The 19,806-nt window shown below is 72.3% G+C and carries 20 protein-coding genes; 12 read left to right on the top strand and 8 right to left on the bottom strand.

Annotated features, from left to right (window positions below; genetic code table 11):
• The first annotated feature begins 5 nt into the window (after positions 1-5).
• Positions 6-998, top strand: a complete 993-nt coding sequence (locus tag ACVW19_RS11435; protein WP_457458952.1) for an alpha/beta fold hydrolase — start codon at positions 6-8, stop codon at positions 996-998.
• An 89-nt stretch (positions 999-1,087) separates the two neighbouring features.
• Here ACVW19_RS11435 and ACVW19_RS11440 read toward each other — a convergent pair whose 3' ends face one another.
• The 4 genes from ACVW19_RS11440 to ACVW19_RS11455 all read right to left on the bottom strand — a co-directional run bounded on the left by ACVW19_RS11440 (position 1,088) and on the right by ACVW19_RS11455 (position 2,629).
• Positions 1,088-1,354 carry a hypothetical protein gene (locus ACVW19_RS11440; RefSeq protein WP_457458954.1) on the bottom strand — a complete coding sequence of 89 codons (267 nt, stop codon included), beginning with the start codon at positions 1,352-1,354 and terminating at the stop codon, positions 1,088-1,090.
• 150 nt (positions 1,355-1,504) lie between these two features.
• Complete coding sequence (locus ACVW19_RS11445; RefSeq protein ID WP_457464555.1) at positions 1,505-1,774, bottom strand: hypothetical protein; 270 nt, start codon at positions 1,772-1,774, stop codon at positions 1,505-1,507.
• Between the two features lie 161 nt (positions 1,775-1,935).
• The gene (locus ACVW19_RS11450; RefSeq protein WP_457458956.1) at positions 1,936-2,199 is read right to left on the bottom strand and encodes a hypothetical protein; all 264 of its coding nucleotides are present in this window, start codon (positions 2,197-2,199) and stop codon (positions 1,936-1,938) included.
• Between the two features lie 154 nt (positions 2,200-2,353).
• On the bottom strand, positions 2,354-2,629 hold the full coding sequence (locus ACVW19_RS11455; protein WP_457458958.1) for a hypothetical protein: 276 nt from the start codon (positions 2,627-2,629) through the stop codon (positions 2,354-2,356).
• Positions 2,630-3,002: 373 nt separating this feature from the next.
• Between ACVW19_RS11455 and ACVW19_RS11460 the strand changes: the two genes are divergently transcribed.
• Positions 3,003-3,275, top strand: coding sequence for a chaplin (locus ACVW19_RS11460; protein WP_457458960.1), 273 nt, complete (start codon positions 3,003-3,005; stop codon positions 3,273-3,275).
• Positions 3,276-3,433: 158 nt separating this feature from the next.
• Here the strand turns inward: ACVW19_RS11460 and ACVW19_RS11465 are convergent, their stop codons facing one another.
• Positions 3,434-3,706 carry a hypothetical protein gene (locus ACVW19_RS11465; protein ID WP_457458962.1) on the bottom strand — a complete coding sequence of 91 codons (273 nt, stop codon included), beginning with the start codon at positions 3,704-3,706 and terminating at the stop codon, positions 3,434-3,436.
• A gap of 114 nt (positions 3,707-3,820) precedes the next feature.
• Positions 3,821-4,681, bottom strand: a complete 861-nt coding sequence (locus tag ACVW19_RS11470) for a hypothetical protein (RefSeq protein WP_457458964.1) — start codon at positions 4,679-4,681, stop codon at positions 3,821-3,823.
• Between the two features lie 339 nt (positions 4,682-5,020).
• Between ACVW19_RS11470 and ACVW19_RS11475 the strand changes: the two genes are divergently transcribed.
• From ACVW19_RS11475 to ACVW19_RS11510, 8 genes are all read left to right on the top strand, one after another.
• On the top strand, positions 5,021-6,115 hold the full coding sequence (locus ACVW19_RS11475) for a DUF3344 domain-containing protein (RefSeq protein ID WP_457458966.1): 1,095 nt from the start codon (positions 5,021-5,023) through the stop codon (positions 6,113-6,115).
• A gap of 44 nt (positions 6,116-6,159) precedes the next feature.
• Entirely contained in the window at positions 6,160-7,458 is a 1,299-nt protein-coding gene (locus ACVW19_RS11480; RefSeq protein WP_457464557.1) for a glycosyltransferase family 4 protein, read from the top strand.
• Positions 7,455-8,882 (top strand): exopolysaccharide biosynthesis polyprenyl glycosylphosphotransferase, encoded by a 1,428-nt coding sequence (locus tag ACVW19_RS11485; protein WP_457458968.1) that lies wholly within the window; start codon positions 7,455-7,457, stop codon positions 8,880-8,882. The genes ACVW19_RS11480 and ACVW19_RS11485 overlap by 4 nt, the downstream gene beginning before the upstream one ends.
• A 5-nt stretch (positions 8,883-8,887) precedes the next feature.
• Entirely contained in the window at positions 8,888-10,231 is a 1,344-nt protein-coding gene (locus ACVW19_RS11490) for an O-antigen ligase family protein (protein WP_457458970.1), read from the top strand.
• Complete coding sequence (gene murJ / locus ACVW19_RS11495) at positions 10,228-11,922, top strand: murein biosynthesis integral membrane protein MurJ (RefSeq protein WP_457458972.1); 1,695 nt, start codon at positions 10,228-10,230, stop codon at positions 11,920-11,922. Before ACVW19_RS11490 ends, murJ begins: the two co-directional genes overlap by 4 nt.
• Before the next feature lie 130 nt (positions 11,923-12,052).
• Positions 12,053-12,742 (top strand): polysaccharide deacetylase family protein, encoded by a 690-nt coding sequence (locus ACVW19_RS11500; RefSeq protein WP_457464558.1) that lies wholly within the window; start codon positions 12,053-12,055, stop codon positions 12,740-12,742.
• A gap of 1 nt (position 12,743) precedes the next feature.
• Positions 12,744-13,895: a glycosyltransferase gene (locus ACVW19_RS11505; protein ID WP_457458974.1), complete on the top strand. Its 1,152-nt coding sequence runs from the start codon at positions 12,744-12,746 to the stop codon at positions 13,893-13,895.
• Entirely contained in the window at positions 13,892-14,578 is a 687-nt protein-coding gene (locus tag ACVW19_RS11510; RefSeq protein ID WP_457458976.1) for a lipopolysaccharide biosynthesis protein, read from the top strand. Before ACVW19_RS11505 ends, ACVW19_RS11510 begins: the two co-directional genes overlap by 4 nt.
• A 32-nt stretch (positions 14,579-14,610) precedes the next feature.
• Here ACVW19_RS11510 and ACVW19_RS11515 read toward each other — a convergent pair whose 3' ends face one another.
• On the bottom strand, positions 14,611-15,873 hold the full coding sequence (locus tag ACVW19_RS11515) for a glycoside hydrolase family 26 protein (protein WP_457458978.1): 1,263 nt from the start codon (positions 15,871-15,873) through the stop codon (positions 14,611-14,613).
• 237 nt (positions 15,874-16,110) lie between these two features.
• Here ACVW19_RS11515 and ACVW19_RS11520 point away from each other — a divergent pair, with 237 nt between their 5' ends.
• Both ACVW19_RS11520 and ACVW19_RS11525 read left to right on the top strand, forming a co-directional pair.
• On the top strand, positions 16,111-17,367 hold the full coding sequence (locus tag ACVW19_RS11520; protein ID WP_457458980.1) for a carboxylate--amine ligase: 1,257 nt from the start codon (positions 16,111-16,113) through the stop codon (positions 17,365-17,367).
• Positions 17,368-17,369: 2 nt separating this feature from the next.
• Positions 17,370-18,635: a SidA/IucD/PvdA family monooxygenase gene (locus ACVW19_RS11525; RefSeq protein ID WP_457464560.1), complete on the top strand. Its 1,266-nt coding sequence runs from the start codon at positions 17,370-17,372 to the stop codon at positions 18,633-18,635.
• Between the two features lie 149 nt (positions 18,636-18,784).
• Here the strand turns inward: ACVW19_RS11525 and ACVW19_RS11530 are convergent, their stop codons facing one another.
• Positions 18,785-19,729: a chaplin family protein gene (locus tag ACVW19_RS11530; RefSeq protein ID WP_457458982.1), complete on the bottom strand. Its 945-nt coding sequence runs from the start codon at positions 19,727-19,729 to the stop codon at positions 18,785-18,787.
• Positions 19,730-19,806 lie beyond the last annotated feature (77 nt).

Raw genomic sequence — 19,806 nt, forward strand, 5'->3', positions numbered from 1 at the left:
CGTCCATGCGCACCGCCCTCACCACCGCCCAGATCCCACTGACCGCACAGCGCCACGGGTCCACTCCTCCACCGTCGGAGCCGTCGAAGCCGTCGGGGCAGGTGGAGGAGCGGAGCCTCAGCTTCGAGGGTTTCGCGTACGGGTGCCGGATCGTCCATCAGAGCGCTCCACTAACGGCACCGTTGCTGCTGCTCGGCGGCTCGTCCCAGGACCGGTACTCCTGGCAGGCACACGAGAAGTGGCTGGCTCCGCTCTGCACGGTGATCACCGTGGACCTTCCGGGATACGGCAGCGCGGACTTCCTGCCCTCCCGGTACGGCATCGACTTCCTCGCCGCCGCGGTCAAGCACATGCTGGTGGAAACCGGGATGCCGCAAGTGAATCTCTTCGGCGGCTGCTTCGGCGAAGTGGTCGGCCTCCGCTTCGCGCAGCTGCATCCCGAGTTCGTCCGCCGCATCGTCTTCTGCGGCGCGGCGAAGCGTCTCCCCGAGATCTACACCGACGTCGTACCGCGCCTGTCGCAGGCCTTCGAACGGGGCGACACCGATGCGGCCGTCGGCGGACTGGTGCGGCTGTTCATGTCGAACCCGGGCGCCGGCAAGGTCCGCAGGCACGCGGCCGTGACACGCCTCCTCCAGCGGCAGTTCATGAACCAGACGCCGGACGAGATCAAGAAGGCGCTCGAGCACAACACGAGATTGATGACGCACGGCTGCTACGCGCCCCTGCCCGCCCCTGACGTGCCGACCCTGGTGTTCACGGGGGAGTACGACACCCTGTGCACCCCCGAGATGGGCCGCGAGCTCGCCGCGACGATGCCCGCGGCGCGGTTCACGACCGTCAGGGAGGCGGACCACCTGGTCACCGTCGAGCGCAGGGAGGAGTCGTCGGAGCTGATCGGCCGGTTCTGCACCGACCTTTCCATCGACGATCTGCCGTACTGCACCGCCGTGGAGTCACCGGGCGCCGAACTCGCCGGTGTGACGCCGAGCCGATGACGGACATACGGAGAGTGGCCGGGACCCGGTATCGGGTTCCGGCCACTCTCCGCTGTGCGAGCGTCTCCACGGTACGGACGTCAGGACGTCTAGCCCGGGAGGGTGACGCTACTCGTGCAGGAGACCTCGGGCCCACCGGAGCAGGTCTGCCTCGAGTCGTTGACGAAGCGAATCTTTCCGTACTCCTCCGACGTGACCTCGTGCTTGGTCGCCTGCGCGCAGCGAACGGTGCCCTTGCTGTCCTTGACGCAGTCGCCCGGACCCTCGGCCCCGACGGCCTGGACGGCACCGGCGCCGATCAGGGCGAAGCCCCCCAGGACTCCCGCCACCGCTGCGATCTTCTTCGACTTGAACATCTACCTGTTTCCTTGACGGTCGACCCCGTGACCGAAGGACGGAGTCGTTCCTGATGCCTGGACCGGCCACACCGGTCAACGAACGTGGCAGGCCCGGGGCTCGACCACCTGGTTCGAGCCCCGGGACCTGCCCGGATCACCTAGCAGTGATCACTCGCCGCCGATGCTGAAGCTCGTGCCGCAGGCCACGGAGTTGACGTCGTTGGCCTCCTGCTTGTTGAGACCCAGGATGGCGATTCCGACGTTGACGTCCTGGATGTTGATGAGCCCCTCGGTGGAGTTGTCCTGAGCGCAGGTCGTGCTCTGCTTGTTGTTCAGCTGCACCTGCGGCTCGTCACCGGCGTGGCTGACACCGGCGCCGAGGAAGCCGACGCTGCCGAGCATGGCCATGACGACAGCAGCCTTCTGGTACTTGCGCATTACTTCTCCATTCATCTGGACACGGTCCGCATTGACCGCGTCACTGACAGTCGCAAATCTAGGCGACGTTTTGCGGCAGTTGTTAGGCGAAACGCCGAATCGCGCTTTTTTCTGAAAGGGTGCTCACCGCGCATCGCCGGCGAAGGCGTCAGGACTCCCCGTCACCCGTCGGCGCTGTTCACACAGGAGAGCCGGGCCGCCGAGCCGGAGCAGGACATCGTCGACTCGTTGGCGAAGCGGACCTTTCCGCTCCGGTCGGGCGGGAGCTGATACTGCCTCACCTGCTCGCAGCGAACGGTGCCCTTGCTGTCCTTGACGCAGTCGCCCGGACCCTCGGCCCCGACGGCCTGGACGGCACCGGCGCCGATCAGGGCGAAGCCCCCCAGGACTCCCGCCACCGCTGCGATCTTCTTCGACTTGAACATCTACCTGTTTCCTTGACGGTCGACCCGCCGCCGCTGAGCGGCGAAGCCGTTCCGAACGACTGGACCGGCCGCACCGGCCACATCGGCCGGGCAGGCCCGGGGCTCGAACACGTGACTTCGAGCCCCGGGACCCACCCAGATCACTTGACAGTGATCAGCGCTTGCCGCCGAGCTTGAAGCTGGTGGCGCAGGCCACGGAGTTGGCGTCGTTGGCCTCCTGCTTGTTGAGACCCAGCAGCGCACTGACACCCACGTTGACGTCCTCGACGTTGACGAGGCCCTTGGTCGAGTTGTCCTGGGCGCAGGTGGTGGCCTGCTTGTTGTTCAGCTCGAACTCGGGGCCGTCACCGGCGTGGCTGACACCGGCGCCGAGGAAGCCGACGCTGCCGAGCATGGCCATGACGACAGCAGCCTTCTGGTACTTGCGCATTACCTCTCCGTTTCTCGAGTGGACACGACCCGTGTCGGGTCGGTCACTGTCAGCGGTTAACGTAGGCGAGGTTTTGCGGCTTTGCGTAGCCAAAACGCCGAAATGAGTAAGTTTCTCGTGAAGATGTCGGATGCGGCGTCGCCGCACACCTCGGACAGCCGAACCGGGCGTCGGCCACCCCCCGCCCGAGCACGCCCGAGGCGCCTGAAAGTCGGCTTCCGCGACTGAAAAACACTACTCGTCCGGCGAAGTCCCTTTTCTAACGGGTGATCCCAGGACGATCGCCGTGACCAGGGTGGGATCGCCGCGTTGAGCGGGGCGTGCGGCCGCGCGTCATGCTGCCGCGCTTACCAGATCAGTTAAGGAGAACGTGATGTCTCGCATCGCGAAGGCGGCCACCGTCGCTCTCAGCACGGGCGCCGTGATGCTCGGCGGGGCCGGTATCGCCACGGCGGACGCCGGCGCCCAGGGCGCGGCGATCGGCTCGCCCGGTGTCCTGTCCGGCAATGTGGTCCAGGCCCCGATCCACGTACCGGTCAACGTGTGCGGAAACACCGTCGACGGGATCGGCGTCCTCAACTCGGCCGTCGGCAACACCTGCGTGAACGACAGCCACAAGAAGCAGCACAAGGGATACGGCTACTGACATCCGTCGTCGTGACCCGAGAGCCCCGGCGCCCCCGAGCGCCGGGGCTCTCGGCATGAACGTCGAGAACCCGAGTCCCCCGCGCGTACACGGGGAGGGCGGGCATACGAGAGTCGGCCCCCGGTTTCCACCGGGGGCCGACTCTCGTATGGCATGCCTCAGGCGTGGAGCCCCAGGTCGCCGTGCACCGGCTTGGCCTCGTTCACCACGGCCGCGGCCTCGTGCGCCGTGCCGAACACCGAGGTGTCCTGCTCCGCGCCCTCCGCCCCGTCGTGCAGCGGCATCAGTTCGAAGGGGACCGCGGTGCGCGTGTTCAGGCCGGTGTCGAGGCCGGTGGACGCCAGGTCGAGTTCCTGGGCGGACGCAGGCGCGGCCATGGCGGCGGCGATCAAGGACCCGGCAAGGACGGCGGCAGCCTTCAGGGACTTCATCGTGTTCCTTTCTTCGGCAACGCGGGTCGCCGGAGGGTTTCTGTCGCCGTGCCTAACGATCCCTGGCCGGACCGGAAACCGGGGAACCACGGATTGACGAGTCCTCATATGAGATCAATCAGCCGACAGCACCACCGTCGGCGCCGGCGAAGTGGTCGCGGGCAGTGTGACCACAGGCGATGCGGTGGCCGGAACCGAAGGCGAGGGCGTCAACAGCGTGATGCTCGACGACGTCACGCTGGAGGACGTCGTGGTGGACGGCGTCGTCTGCGTGGTCACGACCGACACCTGCAGGTGGCCGCCGGGCAGCTCGTCAAGGAGCTTCTCCACCTCGGTCAGCAGGTCGTCGAGCAAGGAAAGCGCCGGGTCGGCTTCGTCACCGGTCCCGGCTTCGACCCCGGCCCCGGCCCCGGCCCCGGCCAAGATCTCGTCGATCTCATCGGTGATCTCGTCGGTGGTCTCGGCGATCTCATCGGCGATCTCATCGGTGGCTTCCTCATCCGTCGCGTCATCCGTCGCGTCACTCGTGTCGTCACCGGGGAGGAGCAGGTCCAGGAGGCGGTCGACGGCATCCCACAGGGCGTCCAGCGCATCGCTCATGGGGTCGGTCTCGGCCGTGGGCAGCAGTACGCCCGGCGCGGGGGCCGAGGCGAACGGCACGGCTCTGGCGGCCTGCTGCCTCGCTTCGGCCTTCTTCAGCGCTTCCTTCGCGGCCTCGCCCAGCGTCCTCGCCTCGGCTGCGGGCAGTCGGCCGTCGCCCGCCCGGGTCACGGCGGTCAGCAGGTCGGCGACCGGGGCGAGTTCGCCCCCGCTCACGTCGAGGTTCCTGACCTGCACGAGCGGCGCGCCGGGCGGCGCCACCTGGCCGCGCTCACGAGCCGAGTCGGCGGCCAGGGCGGCGGGGCCGGTGATCGCGACCAGGAGAACGGCGCACATTGCGCCGAATGCGATGCGCCGTGCAGGCAGAGCGCGCATGGGAGTTCCTTTCCACGGACCTCGGATCTTGAGCCCACCGTGAGAGCGCCCCCGGCTTCCCGCAACCGGGCATGGGCCCTTCGGTGCTCCCTCTCACTCCGTTGCCCCGTCCTGCCTGATGAGGCAGCAGGCCGGGCCGTCCGAACCCCGGGCCGCGGAGCGTTGCCCCAGGAACACTGGCTTCACGATTCCAACACACTTGTCTGTATTCACCGAGTTTCGGCAAATTTGTCTGACCGATGGCTAGAGTTGCGACCCTCCGGACGTACCCCTCGGGCGGACGCACCGCGCTCTTCGCGCTGCCTGTCACCGCCACCTTTCCGAAAGGCTTCGCCGGTCATGCGTCATTCCCTGGGCCAGTTGCTTCGTCATGCAACGGTGGGCGTCCTCACCCTGGTCACGACGTGGATCCCCTACGGATCCTCAGCCGCCGCGCCGGCCGCGCCGCCCGCGCCGGAGGCGAGCAGTCTCGCGTTCGAGCAGCGGTACCGCGCACTCCAGCACGGCGGCATCGTGCGTGCGGCCAACTCCTCGGCCACCTGCCGCGCGAGCCACCCGGCGTGCGCGGACGTGCAGGCGGGCGGGCGCGGGGTGAACGGCGACTTCGACATGTTCTACGTCGACGTCGACCGCGACCCGAACACCTACAACTCCTCCCGCGCGGAGGTCCGGCTGCCCTCGGGTTCCCGGGTGACCTACGCACGCCTCTACTGGGGCGGCAACCTGCTCGTGGGCGAGCAGAAGCCGCCGGAGGCCAACGGACGGGTCCTGATCGCCGAACCCGGCGGGGAGTACAAGGAGCTCCTCGCCGACACGGTCGTCGGACACCGGGTGGCGGACGGCGCGGACGCCTTCCAGGCCTCGGCGGACGTGACCTCGCTGGTGCGGGACAGCGGGCCGGGTCTGTACACCGTGGCGGATGTCAACGTGGCCTCCGGCCGGTCGACGGCCGGCGGGTGGGGCGGCTGGACGCTGGTGGTGGCGTACGAGAATCCGGCGGAGCCGCTGCGGCACCTCTCGCTCTGGGACGGCTTCACACCGCTGGCGTCCACCGCCGGGGCGGAGATCGGGCTGAGCGGCCTGGACCTGCCCGCGGGCGCGGAGGGCGAGGTGGGGATGGTGGCGTACAACGGCGACCGCGGCACCACCGGCGACTCGCTCACCCTGACCACCGGCACGCCTGCTTCCACCGCCGTCCTCACCGACGCCGCCAACCCCGCCGACGACGTCCTGAACTCCACCATCAGCGGGCCCGGGCGGGCTGCCCCGACACGGGTGCCGGCGCACGCCAACACTCTCGGCTACGACTCCGACGTGTTCACTCTCGGCAGGGGCCTGCTGCACGCCGGTGACCGGGCGACCCTCCGGCTCGGGTCCGAGCGGAACGCGGCGTGGGCCGGCGTGTTCTTCCTCGCCGCCGACGCCCGGCCGTGAACGCGCCCTCCGCCGTCCCGAGTGCCTTCGCCCGTGAGGAAACCGTGCACAGGGAGCTGTCGCCCTCCGGCCGTCGGCCACGGGTGCTGCACCTCACCCAGCCGGTGGAGGGCGGGGTCGCGCGCGTCGTGACGGACCTGGTCCGCACCCAGCTGGCGGACGGCCTGGACGTCACCGCGGTCTGCCCCGACAGCGCCCTCACCACCCAACTGCGGGGGCTCGGCGCGCAGGTACGGAACTGGCGGGCGACGCGCTCGCCGGGTCCGTCGCTCGTGCGGGAGGTACGGCACCTCGCGCGGCTCATCGACGAGGTGCGCCCCGATCTGGTGCACGCGCACAGCGCGAAGGCCGGGCTCGCCGGGCGGCTCGCGGTGCGCGGGCGGATTCCGACGGTCTTCCAGCCGCACGCCTGGTCGTTCGAGGCGGTGGGCGGACGGACCGGTGCCCTCGCCCTCAGGTGGGAGCGCTGGGGGGCGCGCTGGGCCGCGCGGATGGTGTGTGTGAGCGAGGCGGAACGGGCGACCGGGGTGCACGCCGGGATCGCCGGCCGGTGGACCGTCGTCCCCAACGGCATCGATCCCGAGCACTTCCACCCGGCCGGCGCCGACACCGTACGGGCCGGGCTCGCACCGCTCGTCGGACTGCACCCGGCGGCGCCGCTCGCGGTCTGCGTGGGGCGGCTGTGCCGGCAGAAGGGGCAGGACGTCCTGCTGCGGGCCTGGGACGCCGTCGTGCGCAGGGTGCCGGACGCCCGGCTGGTCCTGGTCGGCGACGGCCCGGACCGCGACCGGCTGCGCGAAGCCGCCCCGCCGTCCGTGCTGTTCGCGGGAGCCGTGCCCGACGCCTCGCCCTGGTACCAGGCCGCCGATCTCGTCGTCCTGCCGTCCCGCTGGGAGGGCATGGCCCTGGCCCCGCTGGAGGCGATGGCCTGCGGGCGCCCCGTGGTGGTCACCGACGTCGACGGCGCCCGCGAGAGCCTGCCGTCCTCCTTCGCCGCCCGGTGCCTGGTCCCGCCGGAGAACCCGGCGGCGCTGGCCGAAGCCCTGTCCGAGCTGCTGCTCGACCCGCCGCTGCGCGAGTCCCTCGGCGACCGGGGCCGTCGGCACGTGCTGACCCGTCACGACGTACGGCACACCGCCGAGCAGGTCGCGGACGTCTACCGCGACCTGCTCGGCGCGTGGCCCGTCAGGAAAAGGACGCGTCCGTCCGGGGCCGTCGAGCGTGGCGAGGCCCATGACGCCGAGACCGGGCAGCCGCTCGACGCGGGCTGCGGCGCCGGGGCGAACCGGACGACACAGCGCGTCGAGCCCACCAAGCACAGCAGGGAGTCCATCCGCTCGTGACTGCCGAACGTACCGTCCCCTCCCCCGGCGTACCGCCGCGGGAGCACGGATCCTCAACCGTCTCCGTCGTGCCACCGCGCGGCCCCGCAACCGGTTTGCGATCCCCCGCCATGCGGCCTCCGGCGCGGCCCGCCTCACCGGTCCCGTTGTTCCTCGCGGACGGTGCCGCCGCCCTGTTGGGCGCGCTGGCCCTCACCGGCGCCCAGCGCCACCCGTCGCTGGTCCTCCTGCTGGTCGCCGCGTCGCTGCTGCTGCGCCCGCGTGACGGCCGGCCGCCGGTGCCGGGGCTGCTGGACGAACTGCCCACCGTGTGCGGCCGTATCGCCGTGGCCTGGCTGGCGCTCGCCGCGCTGTGGGCGGCGTACCGGCCGGAGCACGCGCTGTCCCTCGGCACCGTGCTGACCGGACTCGCCGTGCAGACGGCGGCGGCCTGTGCGCTGCGCGCGGCCGTGCACGGACGGCGCCGCGCCGCACTGCTGCGCCACCCGCGCGCCGCGCTCGTCATCGGCCCGGCGGCGACCGCGCAGCGCGTGGCCGCCTCCGTGCTGCGCCACCCCCGGTGCGGTGTGCGGCCGGTGGGGGTCGTCGCCGAGCAGCCGGACGACGCCGAGGGCGTACCGGTGCTGCGGACCGGTGAGGAGGTCGAGCGTGCGGTCATCCAGAACGGGGTGCGGGCCGTGCTGGTCGTCCACCCCTCGGTCCGCGCCGAGCAGGGGCCGCTGCTGCGCACCCTGGCCGAGTCGGGCTGTGTGATCTGGGAGCTCGACGCCGACTCCCCCTCGTACACGGCGCGGCAGCGGCTGGCCGGGTTCGCCTGCCGACGGTTGGACCTGTCCCCGGTGCGCCGCGACGACGTGGGCAAACGGCTGCTCGACATCCTCGTGTCGGGGGCACTGCTGGTGCTGGTCGGCCCGTTGCTGCTGGCGTGTGCGGCGGTACTGCGGATCAGCGACGGGCCGGGCGTGGTGTTCCGGCAGGAGCGCATCGGCCGGAACGGAAAGCCGTTCACCCTGCTGAAGTTCCGCACCTACCGCCCCGCCGACGAGCACGAGTCCGCGACCCGGTGGAGCGTGGCCGACGAGAACGAGATGCGCCGGTTCTGCCGGATGCTGCGGCGCACCTCGCTCGACGAGCTGCTCCAGCTGTGGAACGTGCTCCGGGGCGACATGAGCCTGGTCGGACCGCGTCCCGAACGCCCCTACTTCGTCGCGCAGTTCTCGCACACCTACCAGGGCTACGCGGTCCGCCACCGCATGCGGACCGGGATCACCGGCCTCGCCCAGGTCCACGGGCTGCGCGGCGACACCTCGATCGAGGACCGCTCCCGGTTCGACAACGCCTACATCGACGACTGGTCGCTGTGGCAGGACGTCTGCATCCTGCTGCGCACCGCGGCGTCGCTGGTACGCCCGACGGGGAGCTGACCGACGTGAGCCTTGCTCTCGCGCCCCTGCCGCGCCGGGTCGCCGCGTTCGCGCCGGTCCTGCCCCTGGTGGCGGTGTTCGCACTGCTGGCCCTGCCCCTGACGTACGACGGGGCGGGGCCCGCCGACGTGGTCTCGGGGCTGCTGGTGGTGTACTGCGTGATCCGTCTGCTGCGCGAACGGCGGCGCCCGCTGTCGCCCGCCGCGGCGGTGGTGCTGGGCCTGCCGGTCGTGGGGCTCGCGCTGGCCGCCATGGGGGCGTCCTCGCCCGAGGCCTCACTCACCGGCCTCGGCCGCTATCTGCAGGTCTTCGTGCTCGTCCCGGCGGCCGTGCTGACACTGCTCCGCGGCCGCGCCGACTTCCGGGTGCTGGCCTGGTCGTTCGTGGGGCTCGCGCTGTGGCAGGGGGCCATCGGCGTGCACCAGTACGCCACCGGGACCGGCGCCTCCTACCAGGGCGAGCCGATCCGCGCGGTCGGCACCTTCGGGGCGCAGGACGTGATGGGCATGGCGGCGGCGGTCGCCCTCGGTCTGGTGTGCGCGGTGGGGATCGCGCTGGGCCGGGCGCCGGTACGGCAGCGGGCGGCGGCCACCGGCTGCGCACTCGCGCTGCTGCTGCCGCTCGCGCTCTCCTTCAGCCGGGGTGCCTGGATCGCGACCGCCCTGACGTGCGCCGTGCAGCTGGCGCTGGCCGGTCTGCGGCGCGCGCTGAAGGCGGCCGCGGCCGTGGTCGCCGCGGGAGTGGTCCTGATGGGCGGGTTCGGCGTCGGCACGACGCAGCTGACCGAGCGGATCGACAGCATCACGCAGGTCGCCGACGACCCCGACCAGTCCGTGGTGGACCGGTACGCCCTGTGGGCGTCCGCCGGCGACATGTGGCGCGAGCACCCGCTGACCGGTGTCGGTCTGAAGGGCTTTCCCGAGCATCGCGACGGGCACGCGACCCTGGCGCTGTCCTCGGGCAGCGACATCGCGGGCGCGGGATCGGAGTACCACAAGCAGGCGTTGCTCTCGCCGCACAGCATGTACCTGCTGGTGCTGAGCGAGCAGGGCCTGATCGGGCTGCTCGCCCTCGCCGGAAGCTGGCTGGCGCTGCTCGTGCTCGGGCTGCGCGGGCTGCTGCGCGTCCGTCGTCGCGGACCGGGACCGGACTGCGGGCTCGTCGCCTGCGGGCTGCTGGTCTGGCTGCTGACCGACTTCGTGTACGGAGACATCGGCGGCCCCTCGACGGTGCTGACCGCCCTGGCCCTGGGGCTCGCCGCATGGTGGGCACTGGGTGACGGCCGGCGGGGGCACCTCGTGCCGAGGGGTGGCCCGCAAGAGCGCCTCGAGGAGGCCGCGGCGCGATGACGGTGGTGCCTTCGCAGACCCCCGGACGCGGAACCGACCGGGCCACGACCGTCCCCGCGGCGCGTGCCGCGCCCCCGGCCGGAGACGGCACCGACCCGTCCTCGCCCTCGGCCTCCCGGAAGTTCCTCGCCAGGGCCACGCTCGTCACGGCGGCGTTGTCCATCGGCGGCTCCCTGCTCGGCCTGGTGCGCGACCAGTCGCTGGCGCGGCTGTTCGGTGCCGGGAGTGACACGGACGCCTTCCTGGTGGCGTGGACCGTGCCCGAGCTGGCCGCCACGCTGCTGATCGAGGACGGGCTGGCGATCGCGCTGATCCCGGCGTTCAGCATGGCGTTGGCCCGTCGCGCCCGGGGCGTGGCGGGCGATCCGGTCCGCGAGCTGGTCGCCGCCACCCTGCCGCGCCTGAGCCTCGCCTTCGCCGCGGTCGCCGCGCTGGTCGCCGGAACGGCTCCCTTCCTGGTCGAGGTGCTGGCGCCCGGCCTGCCCGACCCCCGGCTCGCCGTCGACTGCACCCGGCTCACCGCGATCAGCCTGCTGGCCTTCGGGCTCGCCGGGTACTGCAGCGCCGCCCTGCGGGCCCACCGCCGGTTCTTCGCGCCCGGGGCGATCTACATCGCGTACAACACGGGCATCGTCGCCGCGATGTTCCTGCTCGGCGGTGAGTGGGGCGTGCGTGCCGCGGCGGTCGGGGTCGCGGTGGGCGGCTGTCTGATGGTGGCGGTGCAACTGCCGTCGCTGTGGCGGCAACTGGCGTCGCGCGCGCCGACGGTCGGCGGGACGCAGGGCGGCGGCGAGGAACGGCCGGTGCGGCTCGCCCTGATCGCCGCCGTCCTCCTGTTCGCCCTGTGCCGCCAGTCGCAGGTCCTGGTCGAACGCTTCCTCGCCTCCTCCCTGCCGGCCGGGGCCATCTCGCACCTGAACTACGCGCAGAAGGTCGCCCAGATCCCGATGACCCTGTCGCTGATGGTGTGCACGGTCACCTTCCCCGTGGTGGCGCGGGCGCTCGCCGACGGTGACACCGAACGGGCCCGCGACCGCGTGGAGCGGGATCTGGTGTTGTCCTCCTGTGTGGTGCTGCTGGGCATGTGCGCGGTGATCGCCTGCGCCCCGCAGATGGTCGAACTGCTCTTCCAGCGCGGCGCGTTCACCGCGAGCGACACCGCGGCGACCTCCGACGTCATGCGGGTGTACGCCCTCGGGCTGCTGGGGCAGACCCTGGTGGGCACACTGATCCGCTCGTACTTCTCGGCGGGCCGGCCCAGCTGGTACCCCCTCGCGGTGATGGGCGTGGGCATCGTCGCGACGTCGTTGATCGGCGCCGTCGCCGTGCGCCCCTGGGGGGTGGCGGGGATCGCCGCCGCCAACGCCGTCGGCATCACCGTCACGGCCGCCCTGCTGCTGGCCGGTCTGCGAACGGCCCGGCGCGGCGGCGCCGGCGGTGTCCGTCTCCGTGTCCGTCAGGTGCTGGCCGCGTTGAGCCGGCCGGTGCTCGCCTCGGTCGGCGCCACCGTCGCCGGGGCGTTCGCCACGAGTCGGGCCGACTCCCCCCTGGCGGGCCTCGCGGCGGGCTGTCTCACCGTGACCGCCGTCTTCGTCGCCCTCTCCCTGGCCCTGGGCGTCCAGGGCTCCGCATCCGCGGTGCGCTCCGTGCGCACCATCACCCGAAAGCTCACTCATGACCGTTTCCGTTGACTCCGTCGGTTCGGCCGGTTCGGCCGGTTCCGCCGGTTCCGCCGGTTCCGCCGGTTCTGCCGGTTCTGCTGATTCCGTCGGCACCGGCAGGCTTCCCGCCGCTCCCCCGGGCCCCGTCCCGTGGGTGGCGATGTACCACTCGGTGGGTGACTGCTCGGACGACCCGTACCGCATCACGGTCACACCCGAACGGCTCGAGGGGCAGCTCGCCTGGCTGCGCCGGCGCGGGCTGCGCGGCGTGTCCGTGGCCGACCTGCTCGCCGCCCGCGCCCGGGGCGAGGGCCGGCGCCTGGTCGGGCTCACCTTCGACGACGGGTACACCGACTTCGTCACCGAGGCCCTTCCGCTGCTGCGCCGCTGGGACTGCGGCGCCACCCTGTTCGTGCTGCCCGGACGGCTCGGCGGCGACAACGCCTGGGACCCGCTCGGCCCGCGCAAGCCGCTGCTGACCGCGGACGGCATCCGGCACGCGGCGGCCGAGGGGGTGGAGATCGGCTCGCACGGGCTGACCCACGTCGACCTCACCCGGGCGGACGAGCCCACCCTCGAAGCCGAGGTCACCGAGAGCCGCGCGCGGCTGGCGGAGCTGACGGGCACCCGGCCCCACGGCTTCTGCTACCCGTACGGCACGGTCGACGCCCGCGCCGTCCAGGCGGTGCGGAAAGCGGGATACGCCTACGCCTGCGCCATCGACCCCGGCGCGTTGACCGGCCCGCACGCCCTGCCGCGGGTGCACATCGGCCAGAACGACACGGCCTGGCGCCTGCACCTGAAGCACCGTCTGCACCGGTGGCGCCGGCGTCCGGTGGAGGGTCTGTGAGATGAGGGCTCTGCACATCATCACCGGTCTCGGGGTCGGCGGGGCCGAGCAGCAGCTGCGTCTGCTGCTGCGTCATCTGCCCGTCGGCTGCGACGTCGTGACGCTCACCAACCCGGGTGCCGTCGCCGAGGGGCTCACCGCCGACGGGATCCGCGTCGTGCATCTCGGCATGGGCGGCAACCGTGACCTGAGCGCGCTCCCCCGGCTGGTCCGGCTGATCCGCGCGGGCGGCTACGACCTGGTCCACACGCACCTGTACCGGGCCTGCGTCTACGGCCGGCTCGCCGCGCGGCTGGCCGGGGTCCGCGCGGTCGTCGCCACCGAACACTCCCTGGGCGACACGCAGATGGAGGGTCGCAGGCTGACGGCGGGGGTGCGCGCGCTGTACCTCGGCAGCGAGCGGCTCGGGTCGGCGACGGTCGCCGTCTCCCCGGCGGTGGCCGACCGGCTGCGGCGGTGGGGCGTACCCGCTCCCCGTATCGAGGTCGTCCCGAACGGCATCGACCTGGACCGCTTCCGCTTCGACCCGGAGCGGCGCGCGCACACCCGCCGGCGGCTCGGTCTGCCGGAGGGCGCGTTCGTCGTCGGCGGCGTCGGCCGGCTCGCCCCGGGGAAGCGGTTCGACGTCCTCGTCCACGCCCTCGCCCGGCTCCCGGACGACCACTGGCTGCTGCTGGTGGGCGGCGGCCCCGAGGAGCACCTCCTGCGCCGTACGGCCGGCGAGGCCGGTGTGGCCGGCCGCGTCCTGTTCACCGGCGAACGCCCCTACGGCCCGGACGACTCGCCGGGCCCCGACCTGCCCTCGCTCATGTCGGCGATGGACCTGCTCGCCTCCCCGTCCGCGGAGGAGGCGTTCGGCCTGGCCGTCGTGGAGGCGCTGGCGTCGGGCCTGCCCGTGCTCTACGCGTCCTGTCCGGCGCTCGAGGACGCGGCGCCGTCGGCCGCCGGTGCCCGGCGGGTGCTCGGCGGCCCCGAGGAGTACGCGCGCGCGATCGCCGAGGTCCGCACGGCGGGCCCCGGGCCTCGCACGGCCCCCGAGGCCGCTCGGCGCTACAGCATCACCCGCAGCACGGCCCGCCTCATGGACGTGTACGCGGCAGCCGTCTCCCGTTCCCCCTCATCCCTCTCACCTCTCGGAGCCAGCACGTCATGACCGACACTCCGGCCCGTCGGCACCGCCTGTTCCTGGACCGTCTCAGGAGGCTGCCGACCTGGTCCGTGCTCGTGGTCGGCGGCACTCTCGTCGGCGGCCTGACCGGCGGCATGTACGGCATGCTCACCCCCACGACCTACACCGCCACCAGCTACGTCGTCGCCGTACCGACCGCGAAGTCCACCCCGGAGTCCGCCCGCGGCTTCGCGCAGGCGTACGGACGGGTGGCCACGCAGCTCGCGGTGCTCGGGGACGCCCAGGTGTGGGCGGGCGTTCCGGTGCGGACCCTGCGGGACAGCGTGCGCACGGCGACCTCACCGGACGCGCCGATGGTCGCCGTCTCGGCCACCTCGGCGCACCCCGGCCTCGCCGTCGACATGGCCAACGCGGTCTCCCGCGCGCTGACCCGGCACGCGGACCACACCAAAGGCAGCACCCAGGTCCGGCTCGTGCAGTTCTCGCGTGCGGTGAAGCCGAACGAGCCGACGTCCGCGTCGCCCGCGGTGACCGCACTGGTGGGGGCGAGCGCGGGCGGGCTGCTGGGCTCGCTGACCCTGCTGGCCCGGCCCCGGCGCAACGGCCGGACCGCCGAGAGCGCTGAAAACGCCGAGGACACCGATCACACCCCGGCCGCCTCGGTGCCCGGCCCGGCCACCGCCGCCGACTCGCGCGAACAGCGGTGACCGCGGTGTACCCGGCCGGGTCGGCGGTCGCGCTAACGCATCCGCGACCACCAGTCGAAGCGGAGACAGAGCTTCCCGCCGAGCCAGTGCTCCACCCAGTCGCCCATGTCCAGCGGCGTGCAGCTCTTCGGCGGCTTCGGTGCGGTGGGCGGGAGTGTGGGTGTGGGTGTGGGTGTGGGCGTGGACACGGGTGTGGGCGTGGGCGCCGGGGTCGTCGTGCCGGTGCGGCCGGACAGCGTCGTCCGGTAGACGCGGGACGATTCCGGGTTGTCGTCGCACTGCCACACACCGTGCGGGCAGTAGTCGGTCACCGTGTTGTACAGCGGCCGGTGCTCGTCCATCCACGCGAGCATGCGGCGCATGTACTCGGGATTGTCGCCGTTGCGGAAAAGCCCCCATTCGGGGTAGGAGATGGGCTTGCCGTGGGCTTTCGCGAAATCCACGTGCGCCTGAAGCCCGTACGGCTCTTTCACCTGTTCGTCGAACGGCATTCCGGCCGGCTGGTCGTAGGAGTCCATACCGACGATGTCGACCGTCTCGTTCCCGGGGTAGCACTGCGTCCAGGGAACGGAGTCCCGGCCGCGGCTCGGCGTGAAGTCGAACCGGAACTTCTGGCCCGGCACCGCCCGCATGGTGGTGACGATCCTGTTCCAGTACTTCTTCCATGCCTCCGGATCCGGCCCGCACCGATGGGTGTACGTGACGCCGTTCATCTCCCAGCCGAGCACGAGGATCGTGTCCGGCACCTTCAGCCGGACCAGCCGCTCGGCCAGGGCACGGAAGTGGTGATCGAACTCTCCGGCCGCGCCCCGCCGCAGCAGCTGCCGGACCTCCTCGTCGGAGACGCCCTCCTCGTTGCGCTCCTGCATGGGCACGTTGAGGACGAGCATCCGGTCGTCCTTCTTGTTGCGCCACTGCGCCCACGCCTCGAGGAAGCCGACGTCGCCCGCGATGTCGCTCCAGTGGTTGCCGGGCAGATAGGTGTGGCCGACGCGGAGCTCGGCACCGCCCAGCCAGCGGCTGAACTGCTCCATACGGGCCACACCACGGGCGTCGGAGCCGAGGAAGGCGCCGAAGGGCGGCAACTCCCCTTGCGGTACCGGTCGGGACGGCGCCGTGCTCGGGGGCGCCTTGACGGACGCCGCCGGCCCCGGTCCCGGAGCGCGGGAGTCGTCGCCCGCCACCTCCACCCCCGTGCCCGCCATGAGACCGAACGCCAGGGCGGCCGACACCGCGATCGCCACCGCGCCCACGACCGGCCCGCGAACCCGGACACGCTCGTGTTGTGGGGCCATACCGGTTCCTCTCTTCACTCTCGTCCGACCTTCAGCTTCTGGACTCTTCATTGACGAACATTCATACGAAAGTCAGTCACAGGAAATCCCGTGACGCCACTGACATGCGGCTTTAGAGTGCCGCGCTCCCCCCGTGCGGGTGAGCCGATCGAAAAGAAACCCGAAAACCCCATAGAACCCTGAAGAACCCTGAAAAGCACTGAAGGAAACCTGAGAACCCGAAAGAAGGAGGAATTCGTGCCGCTGCTCGACACCCGCGTCCCCGCCGTCATTCTGCGGATCGACCGGAATCCCTTCCATCACGGAACGCTTGGAGCCGTACGTTCGCTCGGCAGGGCGGGAGTGGAGGTGCACGTCGTCGCCGACGAGTCCAGAAGTCCCGTTCACCGCTCACGTTATGTCCGGCGGCTGCATCCACCGCCGGCGCCCGGCGCGTCCACGGACGACATCCTCGCCGTGCTGCGCCGCGTGGCCGACCGGATCGCACGGCCCGCCGTCCTGGTCCCGATGGACGACGCGAGCGCGATCGCCGCCGGACGCCTGCGGGACGCCCTGACACCCTCCTACCTGCTGCCCGAGATGCCCGGCACACTGCCCGAACGCGTCGCCGACAAGGCGGAACTGGCCGCCGTGTGCGCGTCCGCGGACGTTCCGCACCCGGTCACGCTCATCCCGGACAGCCCCCAGCGGGCCACCGAGGACGCGTGGCGGCTCGGGCTGCCCCTGGTGGCGAAGTGGAGCCGGCCCTGGCTGCTGCCGGCCGGCAGCGGGCTGCGCAGCACCCGGCTGGTGCGGTCCGCGGAGCAGGCCCGGGAGCTGTACCGGCGCACCGACGAGGCGGGCAGCCCGCTCCTGTTGCAGGCCTACCTGCCGCCGGGACCGGACCGGGACTGGTTCTTCCACGGCTACGCCGACCACTCGGGCGCCGTGCGCACGGGTGGGCCGGGCCGGAAGCAACTGGCCTGGCCACGTGGCGCGGGGCTGACGGCGGTGGGCTGCTGGACGCCCAACGCCCAGGTACAGGCCCTGGCCGAGCGGCTCACCGGTGAACTGGGCTACCGCGGCGTCTTCGACCTCGACTTCCGCCGCTGCCACGCGACGGGCCGCTACCACCTGCTCGACTTCAACCCGCGCCCCGGCGCCCAGTTCCGGCTCTTCGAGGACAGCGCCGGACTGGACGTCGTACGCGCCCTCCACCTGGACCTGACGGGCCGTCGCCCGCCGGTCGGCGAGCCGGTGGCCGGGCGGACGTTCGTGGTGGAGAACTACGCGCCGCTCGCCGCGCTGCGCACGGCGCCGGGCGGACGCGAACTGGCCTGGCACGCCCGGGACGACCGCGGGCCCGGACGGGCGATGTGGGCCCTGTGGGCCCGTCATGTGTCCGGCCGGCTGCGTGAGCGGCTGGGCGCCAGTACGGCGGCGGCACCGGCAGCACCCCTGATCCCCCGGGCGGCCTCGCCCTCCCCGACCGACAACGAGAAAGCGAGCAGTTGATGATGTACGACCTTCTGGTGGTGGGCGCCGGACCGTACGGTCTGTCGATCGCGTCCCACGCCGCGGCCGCCGGGCTGAACCTGCGCGTGTTCGGTCGGCCCATGGCGTCCTGGCGGGACAACATGCCCGGCGGCATGTTCCTGAAGTCGGAGCCGTGGGCGTCCAACCTCTCGGATCCGGACGGGGAGTGGACCCTGGCCGCCTACTGCGCGGAGCAGGGGCTGACGGCGCGTCACGCGGAGCCGATCCCGGTGACGGCGTTCGCGGAGTACGGCCTGTGGTTCGCCCGCCATGCCGTTCCGGAGATCGACGAGCGCATGGTGGCCAGGGTGACATCCGGCCCCGCCGGCTTCACGGTGGTCACCGACGACGGGGAGGCGCTGCACGCGCGGACGGTGGCGTTGGCGGTCGGTGTGATTCCGTTCATCGAGGTGCCGCAGGCCCTGCGCGAACTGCACCCCTCACTGGTGACGCACAGCAGCCACCACAGCGACCTCGACCACTTCCGCGGCAAGGACGTCACGGTGCTCGGCGGCGGTCAGGCGGCCCTGGAGACCGCGGCCCTTCTCGCCGAACAGGGCACCCGCGTACGGGTGCTGGCGCGGGCGGACCGGGTGCGGTGGAACGACGTGCCGCCGGCCTGGGAACGCCCCTGGTGGCAGTCGGTCCGCTCCCCGCACAGCGGTCTCGGCCCCGGCTGGCGGAACTGGTTCTACTCCGAGCGCCCCGGCCTCTTCCGGCGGCTGCCGCAGCAGACCCGGTCGCACATCGCGGCCACGGCGCTGGGTCCGGCGGGCGCCTGGTGGGTGCGGGACCGGGTGGAGCGCGCGGTGGAACTGCTGCCGGGCCACGAGGTCACGGAGGCCTGCGCGGTGCCGGGTGGCGTACGGCTGGACCTGGTGAACCGCACGGGTGAGACCCGCTCCCTCGGCACCGAACACGTCATCGCCGCCACGGGGTTCCGGGTGCACCGCGACCGGCTCGGCATGCTCTCCGCCGAGCTGCGCGGCACGCTGGCGGCCCTGCCCGACGGTTCCCCGGCGATCGGACGGGGCTTCGAGTCCTCCCATCCCGGCCTGTTCTTCGCGGGTCTGACGACGGCGTCCGGCTTCGGCCCGTCCATGCGCTTCGTCCAGGGCGCGACGTACACGGCGGCGGCACTCGTCCAAGGGGTGCGCCGCCGGCTCAGGTCCACCCCTGCGCGGGGAAGGGTCCCGGTCCCCTCGGCCGTCGGCCGGACCGACTCGCCGACACCGGTGAGCCTCTGACGGGAAACCCTCCCCGTACAGCACTGAGCCCCCGGACCGACGCGGGCCACCGTACGAGGTGGCCCGCGTCGGTCCGGGGGCGTGCCCGGCTTCAGGCCCCGGAAAGCCCCGCGGTGCCGGGCCGACGGGGCCCGGCACCGCGGGAACCGCTACCGGCGAAGGGCGACGCGACCGCGGCGGTACAGCAGCGCCCCGCCCACGAGCAGGGTGGCACCGGCGGCCGAGGCCACCAGCATGCCCTCACTGCCGGTCTCGGCCAGGTGCGGCGGCGCACCGGGCTCCTCCACGTCCTGCGGCGGCGTGTCGACGACGTGCGTGGGGGGCGGGGTGTGCGTACGCGTGGGCGGCGTCGAAGGTGTCTCGCGCTCGGTGCGGTGCTCGGGCTCGGGCGACCGGCCCTGCTCGTTGCGGCAGTCGTTGTCGGACGCCTCGTTGAACAGCCCGACCAGGCCGACGTTGTTGCCGCACACGTTCAGCGGCAGGCCGAGGGGCACCTGGACGAGGTTTCCGGACAGCACACCGGGAGAGCCCTTGGCGACCCCCTCCGCGTGCGAGCCACCGCCGCCGCGGCCGCCGTGCGAGGTGTTGCGGCAGTCGTTGTCGGACGCCTCGTTGAACGCCCCGATCACGTCGACGTTGTTGCCGCACACGTTCACCGGCGCGTGCACCGGCACCTGGACGAGGTTTCCGGACGCCACACCGGGGGAGCCCTTGGCGACCCCCTCCGCGTGCGAGCCACCGCCGTCGAAGCCGCCGTACGAGCGCTCGGCGGAGGACCGGTGCTCGGACCGGGGGCCGGACTTGTCCTCGGCCCTGCCCTCCGCGTGCTCGGACCGGGGCCCGGCCTGGTGTGACGTGTTGGCGCACACGTTGCCGGACGCCTCATTGAACACGGAGACCACACCGACGGTGTTGCCGCACACGTTCACCGGCACCTCCACCGGCACCTGGACGTTGTTCCCGGACAGCACACCGGGAGAGTCCGTGGCGGCTCCCTCCGCGTGCGCGTCGGCGAAAGCGGGGGCTCCGTACAGAGAGAGAATGCCCGTGGCGGCGGCCGCCGCGAACACTCCCTTGCTCAGGGTCTGTCGCAATGTCGTTCGTCTTCCTGCTCGAAGAAGTGGGAAAGCCGGCGGCCTCGGCACGGAGATCGACGCGCGAGGCCGGCCAT

The organism is Streptomyces sp. TE5632, from assembly GCF_054061295.1.